The sequence below is a fragment of the Candidatus Obscuribacterales bacterium genome, assembly GCA_019744775.1.
Lineage (GTDB): Bacteria > Cyanobacteriota > Vampirovibrionia > Obscuribacterales > Obscuribacteraceae > SBAT01.
In genome coordinates this window covers 31,424-53,643 of the sequence record JAIETZ010000004.1, presented here as the reverse complement: position 1 = coordinate 53,643, position 22,220 = coordinate 31,424, and the positions used below count along the sequence as shown (strand labels likewise).

19 protein-coding genes and 1 tRNA gene are annotated in these 22,220 nt (G+C 47.5%); 8 read left to right on the top strand and 12 right to left on the bottom strand.

Annotated elements, in window-relative coordinates; translation table 11 throughout:
- Positions 1 to 111 precede the first annotated feature (111 nt).
- Complete coding sequence (locus K2Y22_09840) at positions 112 to 1,242, top strand: lysophospholipase (GenBank protein MBX9878744.1); 1,131 nt, start codon at positions 112 to 114, stop codon at positions 1,240 to 1,242.
- Between the two features lie 82 nt (positions 1,243 to 1,324).
- Here the strand turns inward: K2Y22_09840 and xylB are convergent, their stop codons facing one another.
- The gene (xylB, locus tag K2Y22_09835) at positions 1,325 to 2,857 is read right to left on the bottom strand and encodes a xylulokinase (GenBank protein MBX9878743.1); all 1,533 of its coding nucleotides are present in this window, start codon (positions 2,855 to 2,857) and stop codon (positions 1,325 to 1,327) included.
- 132 nt (positions 2,858 to 2,989) lie between these two features.
- Between xylB and xylA the strand changes: the two genes are divergently transcribed.
- Complete coding sequence (gene xylA, locus K2Y22_09830) at positions 2,990 to 4,213, top strand: xylose isomerase (GenBank protein ID MBX9878742.1); 1,224 nt, start codon at positions 2,990 to 2,992, stop codon at positions 4,211 to 4,213.
- A 9-nt stretch (positions 4,214 to 4,222) separates the two neighbouring features.
- Here xylA and K2Y22_09825 read toward each other — a convergent pair whose 3' ends face one another.
- Positions 4,223 to 5,386 (bottom strand): TonB family protein, encoded by a 1,164-nt coding sequence (locus tag K2Y22_09825; GenBank protein ID MBX9878741.1) that lies wholly within the window; start codon positions 5,384 to 5,386, stop codon positions 4,223 to 4,225.
- Between the two features lie 186 nt (positions 5,387 to 5,572).
- Between K2Y22_09825 and K2Y22_09820 the strand changes: the two genes are divergently transcribed.
- Together K2Y22_09820 and K2Y22_09815 are read left to right on the top strand one after the other, a co-directional pair.
- On the top strand, positions 5,573 to 6,145 hold the full coding sequence (locus K2Y22_09820; protein ID MBX9878740.1) for a hypothetical protein: 573 nt from the start codon (positions 5,573 to 5,575) through the stop codon (positions 6,143 to 6,145).
- 49 nt (positions 6,146 to 6,194) lie between these two features.
- Positions 6,195 to 6,695, top strand: a complete 501-nt coding sequence (locus K2Y22_09815) for a hypothetical protein (protein ID MBX9878739.1) — start codon at positions 6,195 to 6,197, stop codon at positions 6,693 to 6,695.
- On the opposite strand, the gene K2Y22_09810 is transcribed toward K2Y22_09815, so the two are convergent.
- From K2Y22_09810 to K2Y22_09800, 3 genes are all read right to left on the bottom strand, one after another.
- Positions 6,692 to 7,369: a hypothetical protein gene (locus tag K2Y22_09810; protein MBX9878738.1), complete on the bottom strand. Its 678-nt coding sequence runs from the start codon at positions 7,367 to 7,369 to the stop codon at positions 6,692 to 6,694. The genes K2Y22_09815 and K2Y22_09810 overlap by 4 nt on opposite strands.
- 74 nt (positions 7,370 to 7,443) lie before the next feature.
- Positions 7,444 to 8,493: a saccharopine dehydrogenase NADP-binding domain-containing protein gene (locus K2Y22_09805; protein MBX9878737.1), complete on the bottom strand. Its 1,050-nt coding sequence runs from the start codon at positions 8,491 to 8,493 to the stop codon at positions 7,444 to 7,446.
- 12 nt (positions 8,494 to 8,505) lie between these two features.
- On the bottom strand, positions 8,506 to 8,880 hold the full coding sequence (locus tag K2Y22_09800; GenBank protein ID MBX9878736.1) for a hypothetical protein: 375 nt from the start codon (positions 8,878 to 8,880) through the stop codon (positions 8,506 to 8,508).
- Positions 8,881 to 9,016: 136 nt separating this feature from the next.
- Between K2Y22_09800 and K2Y22_09795 the strand changes: the two genes are divergently transcribed.
- Genes K2Y22_09795 through K2Y22_09785 form a run of 3 tightly spaced genes read left to right on the top strand, consistent with a single transcriptional unit; the run spans position 9,017 to position 11,054 of the window.
- Positions 9,017 to 9,859 carry a fumarylacetoacetate hydrolase family protein gene (locus tag K2Y22_09795; protein ID MBX9878735.1) on the top strand — a complete coding sequence of 281 codons (843 nt, stop codon included), beginning with the start codon at positions 9,017 to 9,019 and terminating at the stop codon, positions 9,857 to 9,859.
- Entirely contained in the window at positions 9,859 to 10,539 is a 681-nt protein-coding gene (locus tag K2Y22_09790; GenBank protein ID MBX9878734.1) for a hypothetical protein, read from the top strand. Before K2Y22_09795 ends, K2Y22_09790 begins: the two co-directional genes overlap by 1 nt.
- Positions 10,518 to 11,054: a hypothetical protein gene (locus K2Y22_09785; GenBank protein MBX9878733.1), complete on the top strand. Its 537-nt coding sequence runs from the start codon at positions 10,518 to 10,520 to the stop codon at positions 11,052 to 11,054. The genes K2Y22_09790 and K2Y22_09785 overlap by 22 nt, the downstream gene beginning before the upstream one ends.
- 9 nt (positions 11,055 to 11,063) lie before the next feature.
- On the opposite strand, the gene K2Y22_09780 is transcribed toward K2Y22_09785, so the two are convergent.
- From K2Y22_09780 to K2Y22_09765, 4 genes are all read right to left on the bottom strand, one after another.
- A tRNA-Leu gene (locus K2Y22_09780) sits at positions 11,064 to 11,147 on the bottom strand.
- 30 nt (positions 11,148 to 11,177) lie between these two features.
- Positions 11,178 to 12,311, bottom strand: coding sequence for a hypothetical protein (locus K2Y22_09775; GenBank protein MBX9878732.1), 1,134 nt, complete (start codon positions 12,309 to 12,311; stop codon positions 11,178 to 11,180).
- 71 nt (positions 12,312 to 12,382) lie between these two features.
- Positions 12,383 to 14,887 carry a SulP family inorganic anion transporter gene (locus K2Y22_09770; protein ID MBX9878731.1) on the bottom strand — a complete coding sequence of 835 codons (2,505 nt, stop codon included), beginning with the start codon at positions 14,885 to 14,887 and terminating at the stop codon, positions 12,383 to 12,385.
- Positions 14,888 to 14,958: 71 nt separating this feature from the next.
- Positions 14,959 to 15,330 (bottom strand): hypothetical protein, encoded by a 372-nt coding sequence (locus K2Y22_09765; GenBank protein MBX9878730.1) that lies wholly within the window; start codon positions 15,328 to 15,330, stop codon positions 14,959 to 14,961.
- 210 nt (positions 15,331 to 15,540) lie between these two features.
- On the opposite strand from K2Y22_09765, the gene K2Y22_09760 reads away from it, so the two are divergent.
- On the top strand, positions 15,541 to 17,436 hold the full coding sequence (locus tag K2Y22_09760; protein MBX9878729.1) for a peptidylprolyl isomerase: 1,896 nt from the start codon (positions 15,541 to 15,543) through the stop codon (positions 17,434 to 17,436).
- Here the strand turns inward: K2Y22_09760 and K2Y22_09755 are convergent.
- From K2Y22_09755 to K2Y22_09745, 3 genes are all read right to left on the bottom strand, one after another.
- Positions 17,430 to 19,724, bottom strand: coding sequence for a hypothetical protein (locus tag K2Y22_09755; GenBank protein ID MBX9878728.1), 2,295 nt, complete (start codon positions 19,722 to 19,724; stop codon positions 17,430 to 17,432). The two genes, K2Y22_09760 and K2Y22_09755, sit on opposite strands and share 7 nt — an antisense overlap.
- Positions 19,725 to 19,920: 196 nt before the next feature.
- Positions 19,921 to 21,339 carry a hypothetical protein gene (locus K2Y22_09750; GenBank protein MBX9878727.1) on the bottom strand — a complete coding sequence of 473 codons (1,419 nt, stop codon included), beginning with the start codon at positions 21,337 to 21,339 and terminating at the stop codon, positions 19,921 to 19,923.
- Positions 21,339 to 22,130: a VWA domain-containing protein gene (locus K2Y22_09745; GenBank protein ID MBX9878726.1), complete on the bottom strand. Its 792-nt coding sequence runs from the start codon at positions 22,128 to 22,130 to the stop codon at positions 21,339 to 21,341. The genes K2Y22_09750 and K2Y22_09745 overlap by 1 nt, the downstream gene beginning before the upstream one ends.
- Between the last annotated feature and the right edge of the window lie 90 nt (positions 22,131 to 22,220).

Genomic DNA, 22,220 nt, shown 5'->3' with positions numbered 1-22,220 from the left:
TAGACTTTTAGTTCTATATCTGGCATTCTTGACAGCTCGTGACTTATCGCGGCAACTTCCCGCCACGGGGAAGCGTTGAATTCCCCGAAGCGATAATCTCAAGGTAGGTAGATGAAAAGGAAAGTTGGCGCGGACACAGTTGAAAAAGGTGCAATGTCTTTCGCGAATTCACGCGTATTTGCACCATTGATGATGTCGTTGTTTTTAACTATGCTGCTGTCTATGCAATCCACGAGTTTCGCATTCTCACTGACTAAGGCAAAGAAAGAAGCCGCAGAAGTAATGCCTGCCGCTTCTGATATTCCTGTGCTTGAGTGGACCAATCCAGATGTGAAACCCAAAGCTGCAATTATTGCGTTGCATGGAGCAACTCAACAAGCCGGTAGTTTTGATGTACTTGCGAAGCATTTGGCTGAGCAAGGCTACGTAATTGTCGGATTAGATTTGCGAGGTCATGGTCGCTGGTACTTTGGACCATTCTCGAAAGTAGGCGGCAAGGCAATTAGCTACACACAGAGCGTTAAGGATTTGCAAGCTCTTGCTATTGAAATGAGAAAACGTTATCCGGGCATTCCGCTTTTTTGCTTAGGTGAAAGCACCGGTGCCGGAGTTGCGATGCATGCAGTAGCCGAGCGCAATGATCTATTCGACGGCATGGTTTTAGCCAGTGCCGGAACCCGCACAAACATTTTCAATCTAAAACTCATTGTGCCTGATCTCGCCAAGGGACTGACCAATCTCGATAAACAAATCGATGGTTCACCCTACATTCTAAAATATGCTTCCGAGGACAAGCGCATCGTCAACGAGATGGTTTCTGATCCTCTTTCACGAAGTTTCCTAAGCGCCAAAGAAATCTTAAAGACACTTTGGTTTATCAACTCAATGCAAGGCATTGCTCGCAAGTTGCCTGCACAGCTTCCAATTCTTCTTCTTCAAGGTGGACGAGATCACATCGTCAGCCCAGCTACAGCTGAAGCCCTCATGCGCAACATGAGCAGCGACGACAAGCGAATGGTCGTCTTTCCAGATAGCGGACACGTAATGCTCGGCACAAGCTATATCAAAGAACCGATCATGAATCTCGTAACCAAATGGTTTAACGACGAAACAGTCGCAGTCAACGTGAAAATCGAAATGGCGAAAAACCCGATCGCCCCAAATCACGTAGATGTACCGCACAAAGCACTGAACCCAACCGCAATGCTCAACCAGCAACAGCCGGCGACAGCTCTACGCTAACTTGTTTTTGTACTTTGGTTGTCCATTGGTCTTTTTGTCTTATTGTATTTGTAGGGGCGCATTGCATGCGCCCTTTTTTGTATTAAAGCGTCGCTACCCGTTCCTGCTGCTCTAACTCCGCAATCTTCTTAAAATCGTCTTTCAACGATCGATACAACCCCCGATAAACCGGAAACGCTCGCTTATAAAACGCGGACGCCACAGCACTCGGATTACTCCGCTGCCGAACAGCAACAGTTGCCTCACAAGCTTCTTCCACGCTCATAAACGCGCCCGTCCCCACCGCCGCAAGCAACGCCACCCCATAAGCAGCCCCATGCTCCGCCGTCAGCAAAGCAACTTCTTCACCAAATACATCTGCCTGAATCTGCCGCCACAAATCCGACTTCGCGCCGCCGCCTGAAGCGCGAATCTCGTCAACCGGAATATTCAACTCTCGCATAATCGCCAGACAGTCATTCAGCGAATAAGTAACCCCTTCCATTATCGAACGAACGAAATGCCCACGCGTATGACTCAATGTAAGTCCAATGAACGATCCACGCGCATTAGGATCAGCATGTGGTGTCCGCTCTCCGAATAAATAAGGTAGAAAGAAAAGTCCGTCGCTTCCTGCTGCTACTGCCTGAGCTTCAGCCGTCAACTTCTCATAGATTGCAGAGTCATCACTCAAGCAAAGACTGTTGCGGAACCACTGCAAACTAGCACCTGCTGAAAGCGTAACGCCCATTAAATGCCATTTGTCTTTGACGGCATGACAAAACGTATGCAGCCTGCCTGACGGATCAACCGCGAACTTTTCGCTATGCGCAAAAACAACACCCGAACTTCCAATTGAAGTTGAGACCAGCCCCTCACGCACAATGCCATTGCCTATTGCGCCCGCCGCACAATCTCCTGCGCCACCTACAACTACGCAAGCCGTGGTTAGTCCTAAAAGACTCGCTACTTCGGCGGTCAATTTACCAGTAACTTCTTGAGACTCGTATGCTCGTGCAAACAAGTCTTGCGACAAGTCTAGTTTAGATAGCAGCGCCTTACTCCAAGTTCTATTCGCCACATCAAACAGCAGCATGCCGCTGGCATCACTAACGTCCGTGGCGAACTCACCAGTCAAGCGTCTGCGAATCTCATCTTTGGGCAACAACACTTTAGCAACTCGCGCGAAATTAGCAGGCTCGTGTTTTCTCAACCAAATTATTTTCGGCGCCGTAAAACCTGTTAAAGCCGGATTCGCTACCAGCTTAATTAACTCATTACGGCCGCCTGCTGCTTTCTCGATATCAACACATTCTTCTGCCGTGCGTTGATCATTCCATAATATGGCTGGTCGGATGACGCTGTTGTTCTTATCTAAAAACACCGCCCCATGCATCTGTCCAGAAAGACCAATTGCTTTTACATCAGATGGTTTCAGTTGCGCAGACTTAACTACTTTCTGAACTGTCTCAACCGTTGCCTTCCACCAATCATTGGGGTCTTGCTCACTCCAAAGCGGTTTTGGCTGATAGAGCGGGTAGCCAGCAGTCGCCTCGGCAAGAATTCTCCCGTTGCCATCAATAGCAATGCTTTTTGTGCTGGATGTGCCGATATCTATCCCGATAAACACACTCATGATTACGCCTCACCAATTGGTTTGTGCGTATTCTACAAAATGCGGAATGACAAGCAGTGATATATAGGCGATCCAAAGAGATTAAGTGCGCTAGGATCTTCCTGCGTTTATCCGAACCTGAGGTCAAGCGATATGCCGAAGTATTCTACTGATGAATTTACACCGAAGAAAGAAGACCGTTTTACATTTGGTCTTTGGACAGTAGGCAATCGCGGACGTGACCCATTCGGCGATGTTGTACGTGACGCAATTAGCCCCACGACCATCGTCAAGCGCTTATCTGAACTAGGCGCTTATGGCGTAAATCTGCATGACAACGACCTCGTCCCAATTGATGCAACGCCTGCTGAACGCAACAAAATCGTCGGCGAATTCAAGAAGGCTCTAAATGACTACGGCATGAAAGTGCCGATGTCGACAGTCAGCCTCTTCTATCATCCAATTTTCCGCGACGGCGCTTTCACATCAAGCGACGCACGTATTAGAGCATACGCAATTCAAAAGACACTACACGCAATTGACCTTGGCGTTGAATTAGGCGCAGAGATATTTGTTCTCTGGGGCGGACGCGAAGGAATTGAAGTCGATGCCGGCAAAGATGCGATGGAAGCGCTTAAGTGGTATCGCGAAGCAGTCAACTACCTAACAAGCTATGTTTCTGATCGCAAACTCAACATGAAGTTTGCACTCGAAGCAAAACCGAACGAGCCACGCGGCGACATTTACTTGCCGACAACAGGTCACATGCTTGCTTTCATCGAGACATTGGATCATCCAGAAATAGTCGGCGTAAATCCGGAAGTTGCTCACGAACATATGAGTGGTCTGAACTTCTATCACTCAATTGCTCAAGCAATTGACGCAGGCAAACTATTCCATATTGATTTAAATGATCAAAAGCCAGGACGCTACGATCAAGACTTGCGTTTCGGTAGCGAAAACATCAAGCCAATGTTCTTCCTCGTAAAATTGCTTGAGGAGTCGGGCTATTCCGGACCACTACACTTTGACGCACACGCTTACCGCTCGGAAGACGAAGAAGGCGTATGGGATTTTGCTCTCGGCTGCATGCGTTCGTACAACATCCTCAAATCAAAAGCTAAATCATTTGCCAACGATGCCGAAGTAAAAGAGATTCTTTCTGGACTAGCTAAAGCCGGCGGCAAAGACGAATTCGCCATCGACCATTACAGCAGCATCGGTGCCACCAAATTGAAAGACCACAAATTCGATATCAACGCACTAGCTAAACGCGGCTATGGCTACGAGAGACTCGACCAGCTTGTATTTGAACACCTAACAGGCGTTCGTACAGGCACAACTGCCGGTAAGCAGATGGCTGGATCTGTTCGTTAACTCAAATACTTAAAACTGACGGAAAGATCCCGTGCCGGAGAAGACGTCGTAGTCGAATTTGAAGTTGACCTGGATCATATCCGGTGCGCCTTTTGGCAGTGGTGGCAAGGGCTGAGCTTGCTTGATGGCTTCTACTGCTGCTTGGTCGGCGACAGCCACACCAGATGAAGTGACCATCTTGATGCCGGTTACTGTGCCGTCTCTATGTGCTTTGAAGCCGATGACGATTTTGTTGGATTCGTTGCCGCGTGGTGGGAACCAACTCTTTTTGATTTTTCTTTGCATGGCAGTTAGCCAGGAGCCGTAGTCGACATCAGCTGCTCCATCGCCGTCGTCACCTTCTCCTGATCCTGTGCCACCGGAAGATGATCCGCCGCCGCTGCTTGTTGATGGTGCAGTAGGAGCTGGTTGTGGTGCAGGCATCGGCACCATATCAGGCGCCGGCTTCGGTGATACCACTGCGATAGGTGTTGGTGCTACTGGTCTTACAACTTGTTTTGGTACTGGTTTTGGTGGTACCGGCTTCGGTGGTTCCGGAGCTTTTTTGGGTGCAGCTGGAGAAGGATTCTTCTTCGGTGCTGGATTTGATGGGACAAGTTCAATCTCGGTGATTTGTTCTTGCGGTGGCTTAGGCGCAATGAAGAACAGAATCAAAACAAGAAATGCCATGATGAAGGCAAAGTGTGCCAGATACGATCCGCTTGTTGTTTCGGACAACATCAATGTGCGGTGGTGAACGATATACCCTTGCTTAAGGCGCTTGGCATAGTCATACGCTTGTCTGCTGGCAAACAGCGTGAAAGAAATTATCAAGCCGAGAATTACAAATGAAAGAGCACTTCCAAAATGCACTTGCAGAGGCGATGCGGAATCCCAATGTACTTGCAAGCCGATAGAACCAAAGACGTTTTCAATCGCTTTGAGAATGGGCTCGGAGAAAAACATCCAACCCAGAATTAGAAAGTTTGTGGCGGATACAGCCAGGTAGAGATAGCCGCGACGCTTGTCACCGACGTAGAGCTGCCCCAATCCAGGGATAAGCGAAAGACGCGCCGCTTTCTTTGGGTCGCAGTTGGGAAATTCCAAAGCTTGCTGCTCGCCATCTTCGGCCAATTGAAGTTGTCTTTCTTCTTGAAACGTCCGCACGGTCGCCTTTTTTTCCTTTTCCGGCAAGAGCAAGATCTCCCGAAATTAGCCTATTAAGTATATTGGACTTACCCTTAATTTTGATGAGCGAAATTTATTGACAACATTGTTTTGAAGATTTTAATGTGGCCGTTAGCAAGAGCTGGTGAGCCTTAGAGAAGACCTTGTCAGGCATATAAAATAGGAAACACAAAAATTTGTGAGGATTTGGCGATGATCAAAAATTTGCGTAGCTTGGCAGCTTTGACTTTGATAGCTAGCTCAGTGCCCATGATTCAATCTGCAGTGTTAGCTGCTCCCCAAACGGTCGCTCAGCGTGCTCCGATTGCACCTGTGAGTGTTGGTCAGTGGTTCACTAAGTTTGATCAAATCATGCATGCAAATATCATCACCATGCAAGAAAAAGAGCAGTGTGATGGATTGTTAGCCCAAGCGATAATGCCGAATTTTGACAAAGGCTCAGCCAGAACTTTGCTGTCAGGATTGTCGGGTCGCTACGTGCGCGCTTCGCAAATGCTTGATGCAATGCCGAAGATGACGCAAACAAAACAACTATACGAAGGATATGCTTGGTACTATCTTGAAACATCCAAGTTGTTCCAAACGTATTTGAAATTGATAGACAATCCGATGGGATTGGCTGCGACAGACGACAGTGGACAATTGCTTGCTCCACAGCTTGTACAAAAGAAAGAACAATTGATCAAAGTGCGTGAGGCATTAATTGCACTCGATCAAAAAGTTCGCAATGAAAATGGAGTTACTACACCAGCTATTGGTATGTAGGTTGCCAACTCTGTGAGATAATACCGATGGTATTAAGGGGTCACTTGTCATGCGTAAATTATTGATTCCGGTTTCTTGTTTGGTCGCTATCTCGTTTTCATTTGCTCCGGTGAGAGCAGCTGATGATGCAGAGTGGTTGACCGAAGAGCAAATGCAAAAGATGTCCATAACTGATTTGCAGTCGTGGGCAAATAAGACGGACAAAAGAATAAAGGACTCGCGCACCTTCAAGTCCAAGCCAAGCAAAGTCCACATGGAAAAGCGGCTTGGCTATCACCCGCTGCTCGCGGAAAATTCTCCGGATGTTCCACTGCGGGACGAATTGCATCCGAACACTGGTACAAGACCAGACGGAGCTGATTCATCCAAATATCCAGAGCCTCATTATTATGATGAGAAACCGGAAAAAAATTGGAAGGGCGGCATCGTTGACGGCATGGGCAAAGTAGTCACGTCACCACTAACAGGTGCCGGTCACATGCTGAATTTCACAGGCAAAGCAGTTAACAAAGTTCTGTACTTCCTTGACGAAGCATTTCCCTGGATTTAACGAATTGCGTGAAATGCCCTTTTACGGCTTTCATCCATTTGTTTGATGTCGTGATCGATGTTGTGGCAAATTGCTGCAATGGCCGTTTGATTGTAATTTGGACCAACCGCTAACGTTTGCAGAATTTGATATTGGTTTTGAATGTCTTGAACGCCTGACTTCAATTCAGTCATGTATTCGTCTGCTTTTTCTACCTTGTCGTCAGGGATCAAAATAGCGTCGATGTCTTCTTGTAGCATCGGAATTAGATTAGCTAATTGAGTCATGTAGTAGTCAACCCACTTTTTGCGCATTGGCAGGTAATCACCAGTCGTGAAATTTACCGGAATATAGATGACTGTCCCGGCGATAATTTCTGGTTCTTCAATTAGGTTTGCGACTTGTCTTGTCGCTTCGTTGTAAAGATCTGTGTCGGAATGCTTCACTTGTCCGAGTGTTTTGGCGAGTGTGTTGAGTCCGAGTTGAGCTTCTTTAACTGTCTTAACCACGCTGCCTTGTAGTGGTGTTGAGGTTGTTGTCGTTGTTGTTATGGTCGTAGTTGATTCGGTCGCCTGAGCTACGGCTTTGGATTTTGTGTTGCAGGGTCCTTTGGCGCATGCATCGGGGTGGTGCATATCGCAAGCCTGCGCAGAAATCGCTGTGCTAGCCAGAATAGCAGCAAGTATCCATCTCATTTACAACCCCCTTGAGGCGACCTATTTATAATGGAAATTATGGCATGAGGCTTTGCCTTTGTCATGCGGCATACTCAGTTGAGTGTTTCTATTTCAATTCCTGGTATTGCGTTGACTACATCCGCGCCGAAGGCCATCGACGGTGTTAGTGCACCTGTGGCAATGCCGCCGGCAAGGAGTCTTTCCACGCAAGTAAGTGCCGAATGGCTGGTCAGTGTATAGCCTTCAGGACAACGCATGCGCAATGTGCATTGCATGTCTCCAAATTTTCCATCTGCGACGATTACGCATTTGGCCGCGGAGCGTCCTTCATCGGTCGGACCGGTTATGTATTTCGAAATTATTTGCTTGCCGATTATCTGCACCGGCGGACTGGCAAGAAGCGGTCTGAATAACTCTGCCAAACGCATAAACATAATTGCGTTGGTTGTGGTGGCAAAATAAACTTCAATGTTGGGAATGCCGGTAGATCTATAAGCCGTCGCCAAATCTCCCCACGGCATAGTTACTGAAATTGTGTTTTTGTGATTGAAGTGGAACTTTGTTGTCTTATAGGCAAGCGGTACCTTAACAAGCTTGCCGTCCTGTCTGATACAGCCACCATGGGCGGTGCCTTCAAACATTGTTTTGGCGGTACCGCGGCTTATACCTGCTCCAACACCTGCGATACCTAGACGCAACTGAGTTGTCTCAGGCAGGCGTTCTTTTACCATTGCCGCCAAGCAATCTGTAGGAACCACATCAAATCCCACTCCGCAAATTGCCGTGATACCGGCATCTACGCAATCGGAATTGCGAGAGAAGAGTTCCTCAAATACACCAATTTCACCGGTGACATCCAAATAGTGCACTTTAGCTTTGAGGCAAGCATTGAACATTGGCCGAAATGTTGCCGAAAAAGGTCCTGCACAATGCAACACTAAATCTACACCTTGCAGATTGGACGCAATCTCATCGCTGGATAAAAGCGAAAATGCCCGCCAAGGCATATCAAGCTCTTTGCCTAACTGTTCAACTTGTACTGAATTGCGACCGGCCAAAATAGGCTTGAGTCCCTTTTCCTTGGCAAGTCGAGCAATTAATTTACCTGTGTAGCCGTTGGCACCGTATAACATCCACGTCATCGGTCTATCACCTTACGAAGGATTGGTTTCCGGTAGGTTCTTCTCGCGCCAGAGTCTTATTCCGCCTGCCATAGACAGGACGTTTTTGTAACCCATTTTTTGTAGGTTATCGGCAGCCATGGCTGAGCGGTAGCCGCCTCCGCAGTAAAGGACTATTTCTGCATTGTAGTCAGGTATTTCTTTCTCGATATCGCGCTCTATAATGCCGCGCCCGAGGTGTTGGGCTCCTTGAGCATGTCCGGCTGTCCATTCATGATCTTCACGTACATCTATAAAGTAGAACGGCACGCGGTTTTGCAATTTTGCAAATACGTCGTCGACCGAGATCTCTTTTACGCGAGTCTTGGCGTCTTCAGCCAGCTTTTCAAATGCGGCACTATGTTTCATTGGCGATATCCTCAATTCAGAGTGGAAATATTGTACTCTTTCATGTTCTCAAGTGCGTCTCTGAATGCCATAATATGTTCATTCATAACTATCAAAAACGTACCCAATGGGCGTTGTAATGAGCGAGGCAAGCTAAATGTTGTTTGAGCGCAATCCGCGTACAGTTAAATTCCTCAATGTTGAAATTCCCGAACCGAGAATTTTGCTTGATTGTTTGGGCTTTGAAAAGCACGTTGTTCAAATCCGTGCAAAACGCGGCATACAAATTTGGCCAGGTTGGTACGAGCACGCAGCTTATTATGTAGTTGATCTGCCGCCGGAAAAAGTTTATGGACCTGGCGAAGAAGTGGTTATTCCTTCGAGCATTATGGCTCCTGATTACGAATTTGAAATTGCCTGCGTAGCAACAAAGACAGCATTGCTTACAAGCTTTGATGAAGCAATGGATTTCTTCAAGAATCATTGTTATTTGACCATCCTCAACGATTGGTCCGCGCGTGATGTTCAGAAGAAAGACATGGAAGGTCTTGGACCAACACACAGTAAAGGCATTTTAGGCAATAGCTTTGGACCGCGTCTTGTGCCTGTATCCGATTTCAAACTCGACGAAAAAGGCGTAATGGATATGGAGATGATCCTGAAGATTAACGGTCAGGAGCGCATGCGCAGCAACTACAACACTCTTTATTACAACGATCCGAAAACCAATGCACGTGAAGCGTGGAGTTTCCCGCGCTTTATGGCTTGGCTCGGCGCACACAACATCACCATTCACGGTGGTTACATCATTGGCTCCGGCACAGTTGGCAATGGCTGTATTGCTGAATTTATGGCCAAGACTGATCCGAAAACCGGAGAAGTTATTGAGCCGGCTAAATACCCCTGGCTGAAATCGGGCGATGTCGTTACGATGGAAGTGGAAGGTATTGGTACCCTGGAAAACAAGGTAAAGATAGCTGAGTACGCCAAGGTGAAGTAATGGCTGATGCGCTGATAGATGGTGCGATAACAGTCACATCGAAAACGATGCCCGCCGACAAGATTGGGCAAATCCTTTCTACGCCGGGCATTTTTTTCAAAGATGGACATTTTGAGTACCCAGTCAGCAATGACGAGCAAATCGGCAATCATTTGCGGTCTGTTTTTCTCATTGAGCCAATAGCATCCAACGCACAATTTGTTGACTGGATTGTTGAAGATGTTGCGCGTTGGATGGATGCGCAGAAAATAAAGGTAGACGCTGTCTTTGCTCCGGCACAACCGGCAGTTAAGACTGTTGTCGACAAGCTTGCACAGAAGAAAAATGTTCAGGCTGTTTATTTGGAATATCTTCCAGGTGGCTGGTTCGGTAGCAAAGTTGTCTCCGGCGAATTGAAGCCGGGTGCAAAGGTGCTTGTGTTCAATGGTGTGTCTCAGCAAGGTCGATGTGTCAGCAACAGGTTGCCGTTTTTTGTTGAAAATTTGGGTGGACAGCCTATAGCTGCTGCAGTCTTTGCTAAAGGAACAGCCGACGGAGTAAAAGCCGCTGAGCAAAAATTCGGCGACATGTTTTATTCGACGATACAAGTAAATATTCCAATCTCCGCGCCGGCTGATTGTTCTATCTGCAAACACGATCCGTCTAGTAAACCCACACCATGGACTCAATTGAAACCATGACGCACGAAGCGACACCAAAGGCAAAACGAATTACCAGTGTGCGTGTTGCCACAATTGTGTGCGGCTTGTTGCTTATTGCTGCTATTGCACTTTCGATTCCGTTATTTGAGCAGACATTGAATACAAAGCCTGCTCCAAGTAAGGTGCCCAAGGCTATGCGAGAGGCGGAATGCAAAGTACGCAAATACAGCGAAATGATAGCGAGAAACCCAGAGGATGTTGCTGCCTACCAGCAGCGTGCGCTGGCTTACATCGAATTGAAACAATACGAGTTATCTATTAGTGACAGCACCAAAGCGATGCAATTGGATCCTGATCGTCCAGGTCCACTCGATAATCGTGCAATAGCTTATCGCGAAGCCGGGCAGTTGCAGTTGGCGTTGAAAGACTGTAATTCGTTGATTGAGAAATTTCCTCGCTACAGCCACGGCTATGCGCAGCGTGCGCAAATCTATGCAGACCTGGGCAAGTATTCCATGGCCGCCAAGGACATAACTAAAGCAAAGTCGTTTTGAGGAAATATTTGCCTTTGGAGGGATTCGAACCCTCAATCCCTTACGGGCATCGCATTTTAAGTGCGACTCGTATACCAGTTCCGACACAAAGGCGTGTGAATATCGAAGTCTAGATATTGTAGTTTAGGTTGCTGGTCCTTTCAATGAGGCAAGCTTTTCTTCCGCTTCAAAAGCGGCCTTGGCATCGCGATTGATTTCGCGAGCCGCCCAAGCGCTCATAACAACCCAGATAAGAGCGATAACTCTACCGATTACTTTCTCTTCGGCGATAGGATCATGGACGAAATTGCCGGTGATTGCTGAGATAAGCAAGCTAATCGGATCCGGATCAATGAGGGACTCGGTTTTGAGCCAGGTTAATACTTGGATTGCCATCAAACTGTAAGAAAGCCAAGCGGCAAAAGCGACGCGCTTGGAATTCATTGTTGTTCGATACACACGAAGTGCGCCGCGGTCTTCAATCTTGATGATGAAGGGAAAGCGCAAATAAATGCCGACGAAGGCAGAAACAACGCCTGAAACCAGAGTGGCAACACTGTTTTCAATGTAGGCGCGAGCCAAGTAACAGGGAGCAAGCAACAGCCACAGATAAGCAAGCACCATTTGCAGTCTTTCAAATCGCAGCTTTGCCGGGCTCGTTATCAAGTAAACCAGTCCCATAAGCGTCGCGAAAAGCCACATCAAACTCCAGAGCACTACGCCGACCGCTGTTTTGCCTTTTTCGGTCTGATAGCGAGCTAGAAGCGCAGCTGCATCCGCATCAACTCCAAAAATTTCGAAGTACGATGTGCGGAAGCTTGCGTACTCAGACGTGTTGTGAAAATCAGCAATTCGCCAGCTGATGAGATTGCCTATTTGTTCTTCCAGATAGTATCTGGGGGATGTGAACAAATTGTAGAAAAATGCTTCGATAAAACTGTGACGTCTGGGGTTTGGATATTCCAAACTGACAGGATGGAGAAAATCAGGTTCCTTCTGAAACTGATCTCTGCCCCAACTGCGAATTGCCTCAAGTGCTATTACATTGTTTTCCGTGTATGGACTTTGAATGAGCACCATTGCCAATCCAAATGATTTTGACAATCGATTGGCCAGACTGGTGTCACCCGGGTAATGCGCTTTGTAGTCCGGCAATTCTTGCTGCGGACTTACCATTTCCAAAAGCGGCGGATGCGGTTTGACGAAATAGGCAAACAGTGCCGACACGACTGTGAGGGCGATAATGCCAATGGCTACTTTTCGCTTGGTTGAAAGCATACATTCAAGTATACGTATTGATTTAGCCAATACCTTGTTAGGCGCTAATCTTTGCTCTGACTGCCAATGCCTTAAGCCTTGACAGCTCCTTCGTGATTCTGGTTATTGGCAACCGTGACTCCTCGAGAAGCAAGCCAGTCCTTGATTAGATAAAGCTTGTTATCCTCCAGGCGATAAAGCATAGGCACAATTGTCAAACCCTTAAATGTGTGTTGTAGTCGATTAGTTTCTTCAAGAATGAAACTAATTTCGTTGCCAATCTCACGGCTGCGAATGTGATCTTCGAAAAAGCGAGTAGCAAGATCAGTTGTCCAGGCATGTTCTTCCGTTAGACATTTTATGAAGTTCTCGCGACTGTTTTGAGGCTTGGCCATCGCACAGTTATCGTGCGCAATTAAGGCCATGTATTTAGTACCCATGGACATACCGAGTGCAAGTGCAAATTCTGCACCAAGCATATTAGCTCCTTCGCGTCTGATTACAAATGCCCAATCCCGCGGCAAGTACAATGATTTTCTGTAGTCGATGCACATGCCGATGAGAAGCTCAGGATTCTCGCTCGGTGGAACATCGATTTTACCCATGTTATTACTCTTGAGCAAAGTTTCAATTGGGGTGTTTCTCAACATCTCCGGAATATCAGAATCTTTTGAAACGGGCACCAGTTTACTCATCTCAGGGTGATCTGAAAGCATTATTTCAACCGGTTGCAACTTGGCTGTAAGCAAACGGGTTGCCGGTGAGCTATCACTTGCAAGAGCTATTTTTAGTGGACAATCTTTCGGTCCGGTGTGTGCGCCTGCTTTTACTTCAAGAACATCCTTGATGCTTGCAGCGCATCCGGAACAAGATGTTTTGAGCATTCGCAAGTCAGCATCGGTCAAAGCCTCGTCATAATCTTTGAAGATATTTTCTCTACCAAGAATTTCGATACTGGAAGAACGCTCAAGCAATTGCATTGGCTGACTTGGCAGTTCTGCAATGATAAGCCTGCATCCCTCGCGGGACAACCTGCTGTGAATTGACAGCAGTGTGCGAACGCCTGTCACATCCATGGCAGAAACGGCGTGCATGTTTAAGATAACAGCCTTCACGTCTTTTACGACTATGATGTTTTCAATGAATCGTTCAGCAGCACCGAAAAACAGCGGACCATCAACGGTGAATGTTTGAATGAATTTGCAACTCGGCAGGCGACCGGAATAGGCAGAGCCGTTGCCATTTTCAGTTGTTGCTGCTGTGACGCGCACGGCGCTCATCTGTCTGACAAATAAGGCGCAAGTAAATATGAGACCGGCCATCACGCCGGCTGTTAAGTCGACAAGGACTGAAACTGCCGTCGTTATGAGCATGACCCAGGCTTCTGTGCGTGAAGCGCGCCAGATTTCGCGTAATTCATCCCATTCAATTAATCGAATTCCTGTAAGAACAAGAATGCCGGACAAGGCAGCCAATGGAATTTGTTCTGCGTATTTTGCCAGGAAGAAAATGAGCAGCATCAATGTTAAAGAGTGCACAATGCCGGACAATCGCGTTTTTGCTCCGGCGCGAATATTTACTGCCGTACGGGCAATGACACCTGTTACCGGAATGCCACCAAAGAAAGGCACAATTACGTTGGCTAAGCCCTGACCGATTAATTCCTGATCGGATTTATGTTTGGATTGAGTCATACCGTCGGCAACTGAGGCTGAAAGCAATGATTCAATTGAACCCAGCATAAACACCGTTATTGCCGAGGCAAAAAGCGTATCCAATTGCTCCCACGGTAAAACCGGCAAGGAAGGCAACGGCAAATAATTAGGAACAGAACTTATGTCGTGAATGCGGGGGATAGGCAAATGCAAAAATGATGCCAATCCTGTACCGACAACGATTGCCACCAATTGACCGGGGATTGCTTTGAATACGCGTGGTAGGAAAGCAGCAACGGCGAATGTAACTAATGCCACCATAAATGCCGGCAAACTGCCCTCGTGGTGAACAGCTAAGCGCCAGAAAAGAGCTGTTATGTCCTGCAGGAATTCCGGGATAAGAGGATGTCCCTGCAGTGGTGCCGGTTGTCCGGGATGTGCCAACGGTGTTGGTGACAACCCGCTGAAGTCGTCTAACGCGTTGAAGATAATTAGGGTACCGATGGCATTGGCAAATCCCACCATCACAGGCATTGGGATATAAGAGATAAGTTTGCCGCACCGGAATAATCCGGCAACAATTTGCAGAACACCGGCAATAATACCCACGAGCCAGATGCCTTGAATACCGTAAGTCTGACCAATTTCTATAAGTACTACGGCCATTGCTGCCGCTGGGCCGGTGACGGCAAATCTCTGTCCGCCCAAGAGTGAACCGATAATTCCGGCAATAACACCTGTCGTTATGCCGACACCCGGATCAACACCGGCGGCGATTGCCAATGCCAGGTTTAACGGTAACGCCACGAGTGCGACAGTGATACCGGCCCAGATGTCCGGCATCATTGTTTTGCCTTTGAACATGTCTTTCCATTCTTGCAATAGGAAAGGCATATCAAGGCCAAAGCGTGGCTGCTTAGTTACAGTTGTAGACGTGGTCATATCTCTCTACTCCGAGCTGATCTATATTGTTGCTACTTTGAAAAACTATTGAGCGTTCAGACTGCTGCGGGTCAAATTAGTAGATAACAATAAATAAGCCAAAGTTTGTAAGTGATAGCTTTGCTGAATCGATGAGCCAACTCATCAATTAATTGCACTTGCGTAAAAATGCAGACCGTATCATTGACGAAGCTTTCCGCCAACGGAATGACTTTGAAATCTCGTTGAACACGAATTTGGTTTTGACTGTGGTTAACAGCGTGCTTGATTACACAATGAAACGGATGGTTGCGGGCTTGCAGCTTTGTTTGCGATCCCAACTCAGACGAGTAAGGGTCGAACATGGTGCAAGTAAATTGGCAGAGAACAAAAAGCAGAACTGCCAGTGCGGCCATAGTTGCCTGAACTGGCTTTTTGCTCTGAACTAAGATTCTGCCGGTCATGAAAAGACACCCGCATCTAGTGCAAATTGGACTGTGCACTTAACTAGATTAACACACCGGCTGGGGGCACTGGACCTGCGGCCCCGAATCGTCCGTCCAGTAAGCTTTTCTAGGCGTGATGTCAGGGTGTTGGCATCGCGCAATGCCTACCTAATATAGTCTGTTTTGCCTCTAGGGCATAATAATGATGGTAGACAGCTTAAGGTCCCAATGAAAATCAATCGGAAAACAAACTGGGCAATTGTCCTTGTACTTGTTGCGGGGCTGGGTTTAGCTTTGGTGAGTTGGCCGGAATCCAGTCAAATCCGGGCTTTTCTAAGTCCTAAGCCGGCTGGTCCTAAAAGCAACGAGGGTATTAGCGAAGGTCCGGTCATTGGTTGCGAAGTCACTGTCGGGACATTCGACATTCATAGAAAGTACCGCTCCATGGAAGGTCCTTGGGCGGTGGCTAAATTTAAAATTGGCGAATTAATCGCTTCGGGCACGGCGACAGTGCCGGACAACCACATCCATTATGTCGAGTATGAAAACGGACCGGCGCCGTTGATGAACGGCAAATCGAGTTTGCCGCCTTTTGGAGAAGAGCTAAGTGACCTCAAAGGCTCGATGAGTGACAAGAGGGAACTCTATTGGTTCAAAGGTCTCAAGGTTGAAGTTATTGATGAGCATGGCAATACTATGCCGAGTGCGGAGTTTATTTGTCATACGAATTTGGATTTTTCGTTTGTTGATCACAATATGCTTTTTACGGAGGGCGAGCGCTGGAATAATGATCGACTGATCACGATTACGCAAGGACAAACCAAAATTATTTTCCCGAATGGTTTTGCTGTTCCTCTTGCTAGTGATGAATCTTTCCGTGTGACTTTTCAGGCGGCTAACAGAACCAGCAACGAGCATCGACGTCTAAAACATAAAGCTACTTTCTATTTCGTCAAAGACTCGGATCTGGTTTATCCAGTGACTGCTTTATATGGTCGAGTACCTTTTGTTCAAGTAATCGTTGATAGAAATTTCGAGGACGCAAAAAAAGATGATTTAAAACGCCATCCGTCATGTGATGTGCAGGCTTTTGCCGTCAATGCACCGAATAATGTCACAGGCGGTGTCAGTCCTGATAGATCCGGTCGTGTAATTTCCGGACACTGGGTGGTGCCTCCGGGGCTACATACGTATAAAAGCTCGGTCAATGACTTAGACCCTATCTTTTCTCAGTGTGATCAAAAACTGCGTTTTGCCTGGACGCACATACACCCCTGCTGCATGGATGTTTCCATTACGCGTTGCGATGGTGGCACCAAGCAGAAAATGTTTACGGCGAACGTCAAGACTAAGACTAAACCAGGTCTTGAGCTTGTCGATATTGAATTGATAAAACCGAAAGATGCCATCGTATTTCCCAAGAACGGCAACTATGAAGTTGAAGGTACCTACAACAATCCGCTGCCGACTGCATTGGATTCAATGATTGCGGTCGGCATGTTTTTTGAAGACACAAATTTTCGCAGACCGGCGTGGGCGTTGCCGGACTCGAAGGCAGCTTACTGCGGCGTAGTTTGCAGCAAGGAGTCGTCGAATGCCGTAACTAGTGGAACGGTGTATCCACTGTTTGATAAGGCTAAAGATGGACCACTTTTAAAAGGCGAAAAGACAGTTGTTTTAAAGACGAACCGCGGCAAGATGAAACTTGTGTTTGATGCGAATGTTGCGCCCTGTTCGGTGACACAACTCTATAAATTGTTGACTCATGGTGGATTTAACGGCACACGATTTGCCGCATTCCAGCCCGGCTTTTTATTGCAAGTTGCCGCTGCTGAGGACAAGGCAAAAGGACAAATTCCGATGTCACCTGATCTGCGAAAGCAACTGAGACGTCTGCCTTTGGAAGCAAACGAACATCATAGAAAATATGCAATAAGTATTGCCCGGCAAGTAAAGGACGAGAATTCCGGCGCTTCTTCGATGTGCCTTATACTCGGCGAGTCGCCGCATCTGGACCGCAAGTATTCCGTCGTCGGGCACATTAGTGAAGATCCACAGACGATGAAAACGCTCGAAAGCATTTGCAAAGACTGGCAATCAGCAGTAATTGTTAGCTCTTACTGATGGATTTTCCATTCTACGCCCAACAGTGGACAAGATCTAACAGTATTAGCCTGGAAATTTCCCGAAGAGAACATAGCACCGTATTTTGGATCAGTACACCAGTCAGAGGCACGAGTACCGAGCGTACTGAAATGATCGCCATCCGGGTTGCCGTTTAGATCGCGAGCGGTGACATTCCAATGGTTAGTCTGGCTGCCTATGCCAAAGAGAGCTGCTTGCGACTGGTATGTTGGTTGTCCAGTTATGTTGCCATCCGGAAACGGCGATGTGTCGCAGCGCACGAAACGGATAACGCCTCCTCCGGGGACAGATGAGTCGACAGCGCTGCCTTGAATTGCCGCAATAAATATGAGCGAGGGAGGCGGCGAATATGACGTTGGCGGTGGTGGCGCCGGCGGCGTTGGTGCAGCCGGCGTTGGTGCAGCCGGCGGAGGTGGTGGCGGAGTAGGTGAAGCTGGAGGGTGCCACACGTTGCTTGGTGGCGGCGGAGCAGCACTTGGCGGCTGTTGTGGAGTTGGTGCCGGAGGAGCAATAGACGGCGTCGGTGTCGGCGTTGGCACCGGGCTCGGTCGCGGAGTTGGCGTTGGAGTTGGAGTGGAAATTGGCGCCGGAGCAGGAGCAGGTGCCGGAGGTGGCGGCGGGGGTGTTGGAGGAGGAGGTGGTGGTGGCGGTGGCGGGGGTGTTGGTGGTGGTGCTTGATCGAAATAATCGACGAAGCGAACACCGCTAGCACCAGATGCATAGTCGAATCCATCTTTGATGCCTGGATAGGGGGCATTGTGATAATTGTAGCCGGCACCTGCTCCATCAAGCACTCTAAACTCGGTCTGGTAGCCTGCTGTTGGTTGTTTGAGTGACGGTCCGATGGCTGCATCTGTGACGGCTCCTGAAGGACCAAGGTGATATGCCTGATTGCCGTTGAAAAATTCACGCTTGGCGCCAGGAGTATTGGCATCAACCATTCTTATGTGATTGCCTGGAAAGTAATTTGGTGAATTAACCGGCGTATTTGGATATACGCTTTTTATGTTTTGAGGTAGCCATGGATTTCCTCCTGCTTGTGCCCAGGCAGGCAGCAAATTGAAATTATTCAGAAAATTAGCAATGGCGCGATCGCGTTCGAAGTCAGCCAGCGATTGTGTAGGCGGCAGCAATGGTTGTTCCAAAACAGTTTTTATCGACTCAATATTGGGTCTCAGACCTAAGCTACGGATCCAATCGTAAACTTCACAAGCTAGTGCAACAGACGGATCGTCAATTGATCTGTTTCTGTAAGTAGGAGCCCACGAACCTGAACCATCCCATTTTCCGACGCTATCTAGTATCCCAAGAACACTGTTGAAATTAACCTTGTTATTGCCAATGGACAAACCTTGAGGAAAGTTCAATACAAGAACACTAGAAGCGAATGTGATATTGCGACCGCCACATTGCGATGTTGATTTAACAAGCATTGGTGGCGGAAATTTACTGTCGCCTATTGGAGTGACTTGATGTTGCGCGCTTATTTGCACAACTGTTGCCACCGGTGTTTCGCCGGCAGATAACGACGTGATGCGATCGTTGTCTATAAGCTGTGGCTCTTGTCCTAACGCGACAAAGCTTATGGGTTGGCTCAGTCCCGGCGCGGTAACCGGTGTGTAAGCTTTATACACAGAGCCAATACTGCTACTTGTATAGTCGGAGCTGTTTAACTGTGCTAAATTATTTGGAACAGGAATTGGCGTTGAAGTTGGTGCACCGGATTCTTTGAGCCGACCGAAAGTGAAAACTAAGTCGCCGGTTCGTTTGCCTGTACCTAAACGCAGTGAATTGGCATCGTAAGCACTTTCTACGCTCGCTTTTAAATTGATGGTCTTGCCATCTCTGTCTTTTTTGTCCGCACCATTTGCCGATGCTTCTATTGCTTGCTGCAAGGTTGCCGCGTCATCTAGCGCTTTTTGTAGATCTTCATTTGCCAGAGTCTTAATGGTGTCATTGCCGAGTCGATCTCCAATGAGAGCATCGAGGCGAATGGTGGCAAGCAGTGTGTTAATTCCCAGTATTGGTCGCTGGCTATTACTTGGTAGATCATCGACGAGGGCAACTTTGCCCATCTTGCCGTCGATAACAATACGTGCCATATCCGAAGCTGCTTGAAGAGAAGCCGCGTCAATTGCGGAGGCCGCGACTTTATGCCCGCCTAAAAGGAGATTGTAATTCATTATGCAGAAGGCGATAAGGAGGGTTAAAAGACCAATAGTGACGGCGACTAGGGCAAGTGTGTTGCCTTTGGATAGACGTGCCATGGCAGCTCCTATATATGGATTGGGCCAGACGATGAATATTAACTGCGTTTAAGAATCCCTTTTTGACGATACCATCTGAGTCCAAGAGCGTCAATGCCAGGGATGCCTGCTTCAGGCTTGCAGAGCCTCAAACCTTTGCCTGGACGCTATTTGGACAGCCTAGATTTTAGGCTGTGAATTTAATATGGGATTGCGACTAATAGGGCCAGTTTGGATTTGTATTAGGGGTATTAGGGATATTGCCGTAAGGGTCGTAGTAGTTGCGCTGGGGTTTAGTCGGAGGATTTATTTGACTATCCAAAGCCTTTCTCTCGGTGTCGAGTTCCTTACATGCCTGGATAACCTGTTGGAGTTCAGGGCTATTTTCTGCTTTCAACATGCTGGCGCGAATAGTGGCTAAATTCCAGGTGCCTTGTTTGTTGGGCAAGTCTTCCAATTCGTTCAAAATAGGCAAGACTTGAGGCACTGCTTTCTTGAGGGCGTCAATTTGCTGCATTGTTGACCAATTGACGTTTGGATTTCTGGTGTTTGGATAGTTTGCGACAAACTCAACTTGCTGCTTTAATGATGTGATTTGACCGGATAGCTCTTTGAGTCCAGTGTCAATTTTGTCCTGCGTCGGTCTTTCCGGATTTGGCTCTTTGACCGTATTTGCTTTTCTGGCGATAGCGCGTATGGCAATCGCACCTAAGAGTCCGGCAGCTGTTGCCGGACTGCACAACCAAACTGTGTCGTCTTCAGAAACAAGAGGTTCTGGGTCGTAACCGTCTTTTGTGTGCCTGATGAATTTCGGCAATTCCTGCAGAGAAGGATCTGTTAATTTCTCAGCCTTGTGAAGCGTATCCGGCAATTGGCTAAAACCGGTAATGACACCATCGAATTGATCTAAGACTTGTTTCTCTGCACGCAACGGAAGTACTTCTGCCTCGTGAACGCGGCGAGCTTCCTCTTCTTCTTTCTTGCGCTGGGCTTTGTATTCTTCTCGCTGCCAATCAATTGTGTCGGCTGCTTTTAGCTTGTCGATTTGCACCATGACGTTTTGTGTGTTGCGGATTAGATTGACAGTATCGTCTAAAAGTTGTTCCGTCGTTTCAACTGACATTGAATCGCCGAATAATGCTGTTTTCACCTTCTCGAATGGCGCTTTCGTCTTAGCGATGTCTTCTTTCAAAGCATCGACAATGGCTGTCTTATATTTGATCTCCATTGGATATGGACTCTGCTCAGGTACCAAATTAGATGCACCATTCGTCAGTGTTTCGATTGAATTGATTAGTGCAAGTCCTTGCTGTTGCAAGGTAATTGAGTTGGGTTTGACAAAATGTTCTTTGTCTATCGATGCTTCGCCGATGATAATATCTTCGAGATGGTATGGGCAACCGCAAACGTGATCTACGATTCGCTTGCACGTCATCTTCAAGTTGTTGGTGCTTTTCTCGATTTCTTGTCGTTTGGTGAGAGTGAGTTCTATCCCAGGAGTTTTTTTCAACTCTTTTGGATGGCTGTTAGCCTCAATGGATAAATCTTCCATTGGCTTTTGCGGCACAAGTTGATGCACATCTGCTTGTTTTGTTGGGTGCTTATCTGTAGGATGTTTATCTAAAGGAGCGGCCATTACTGCTGTCCCTCCCGATAATATCCGGTCTTAGACGCTTGGATTTTATTAAGTGGCGGCTTGTGGCAATGGCACTCATGTTTATGCTCGGGATGCAAAAATGCTTGGAACTTGTTCCACAGACTACGATGCGTTGATTGGTGAGGTAGAACTTTTCCTTCAAGATTCTTGCGCACCATGCTGCCGAAAATATCATTGAGGTTTTCAGCGTTTGCTGACTGCGCTTGAATGTTTGGATTGTGCAGATCGTTTATGCACTTAAGTAAATCCTGATTAGCGCCGCGCAAACCAATAATATCTATTCTGGCACCGGTTTGTTGCTGTACTCTCTGCAATGCGTTGCAAGCATCTTCATCAGGACATGTCCCATCGCCGTCCGTAAACAAAATGACGTGCTTGGGTCCGCGTGCCCGAGCTAAATCTAGAGGTAATTGATTTATCGCATAGGTAAGTGGCGTTGTATAACCGAAGCTGACGCTGTTGAGTTTGCCTAGGACTTGTGAGCGATTGGCTAAACCGGGTCTGACGACAAGCTCGCTTTGTCTGCATTCGTTGGTTAATGCTGGATTGTGCTCGCCGAACTCCCTAAGTCCTAAAAGCACATCGTCTCCGATAGCCCCTTCAGGATAGGCGCCGGACATAGTCGGTTGCGGGCAAATGGCATTTTCTATGACCGCCTTGCACTGCTGGTAATTGCCGTCGGTCATTGAGGATGAGCAGTCGAGAACCAAGAGCAGTGTCTCAGGACCTGCCTGCTCCGGCTTTTTCGTAAGTGAATCGTAACCGTCCATGTTTAACGGAATTGCCTCGAAGCCATATACAAGGAGAGGTTAGCCAAACCTAACCAGGCTGGCAATCGTAGGCTCCCCACTTGGGTCGCA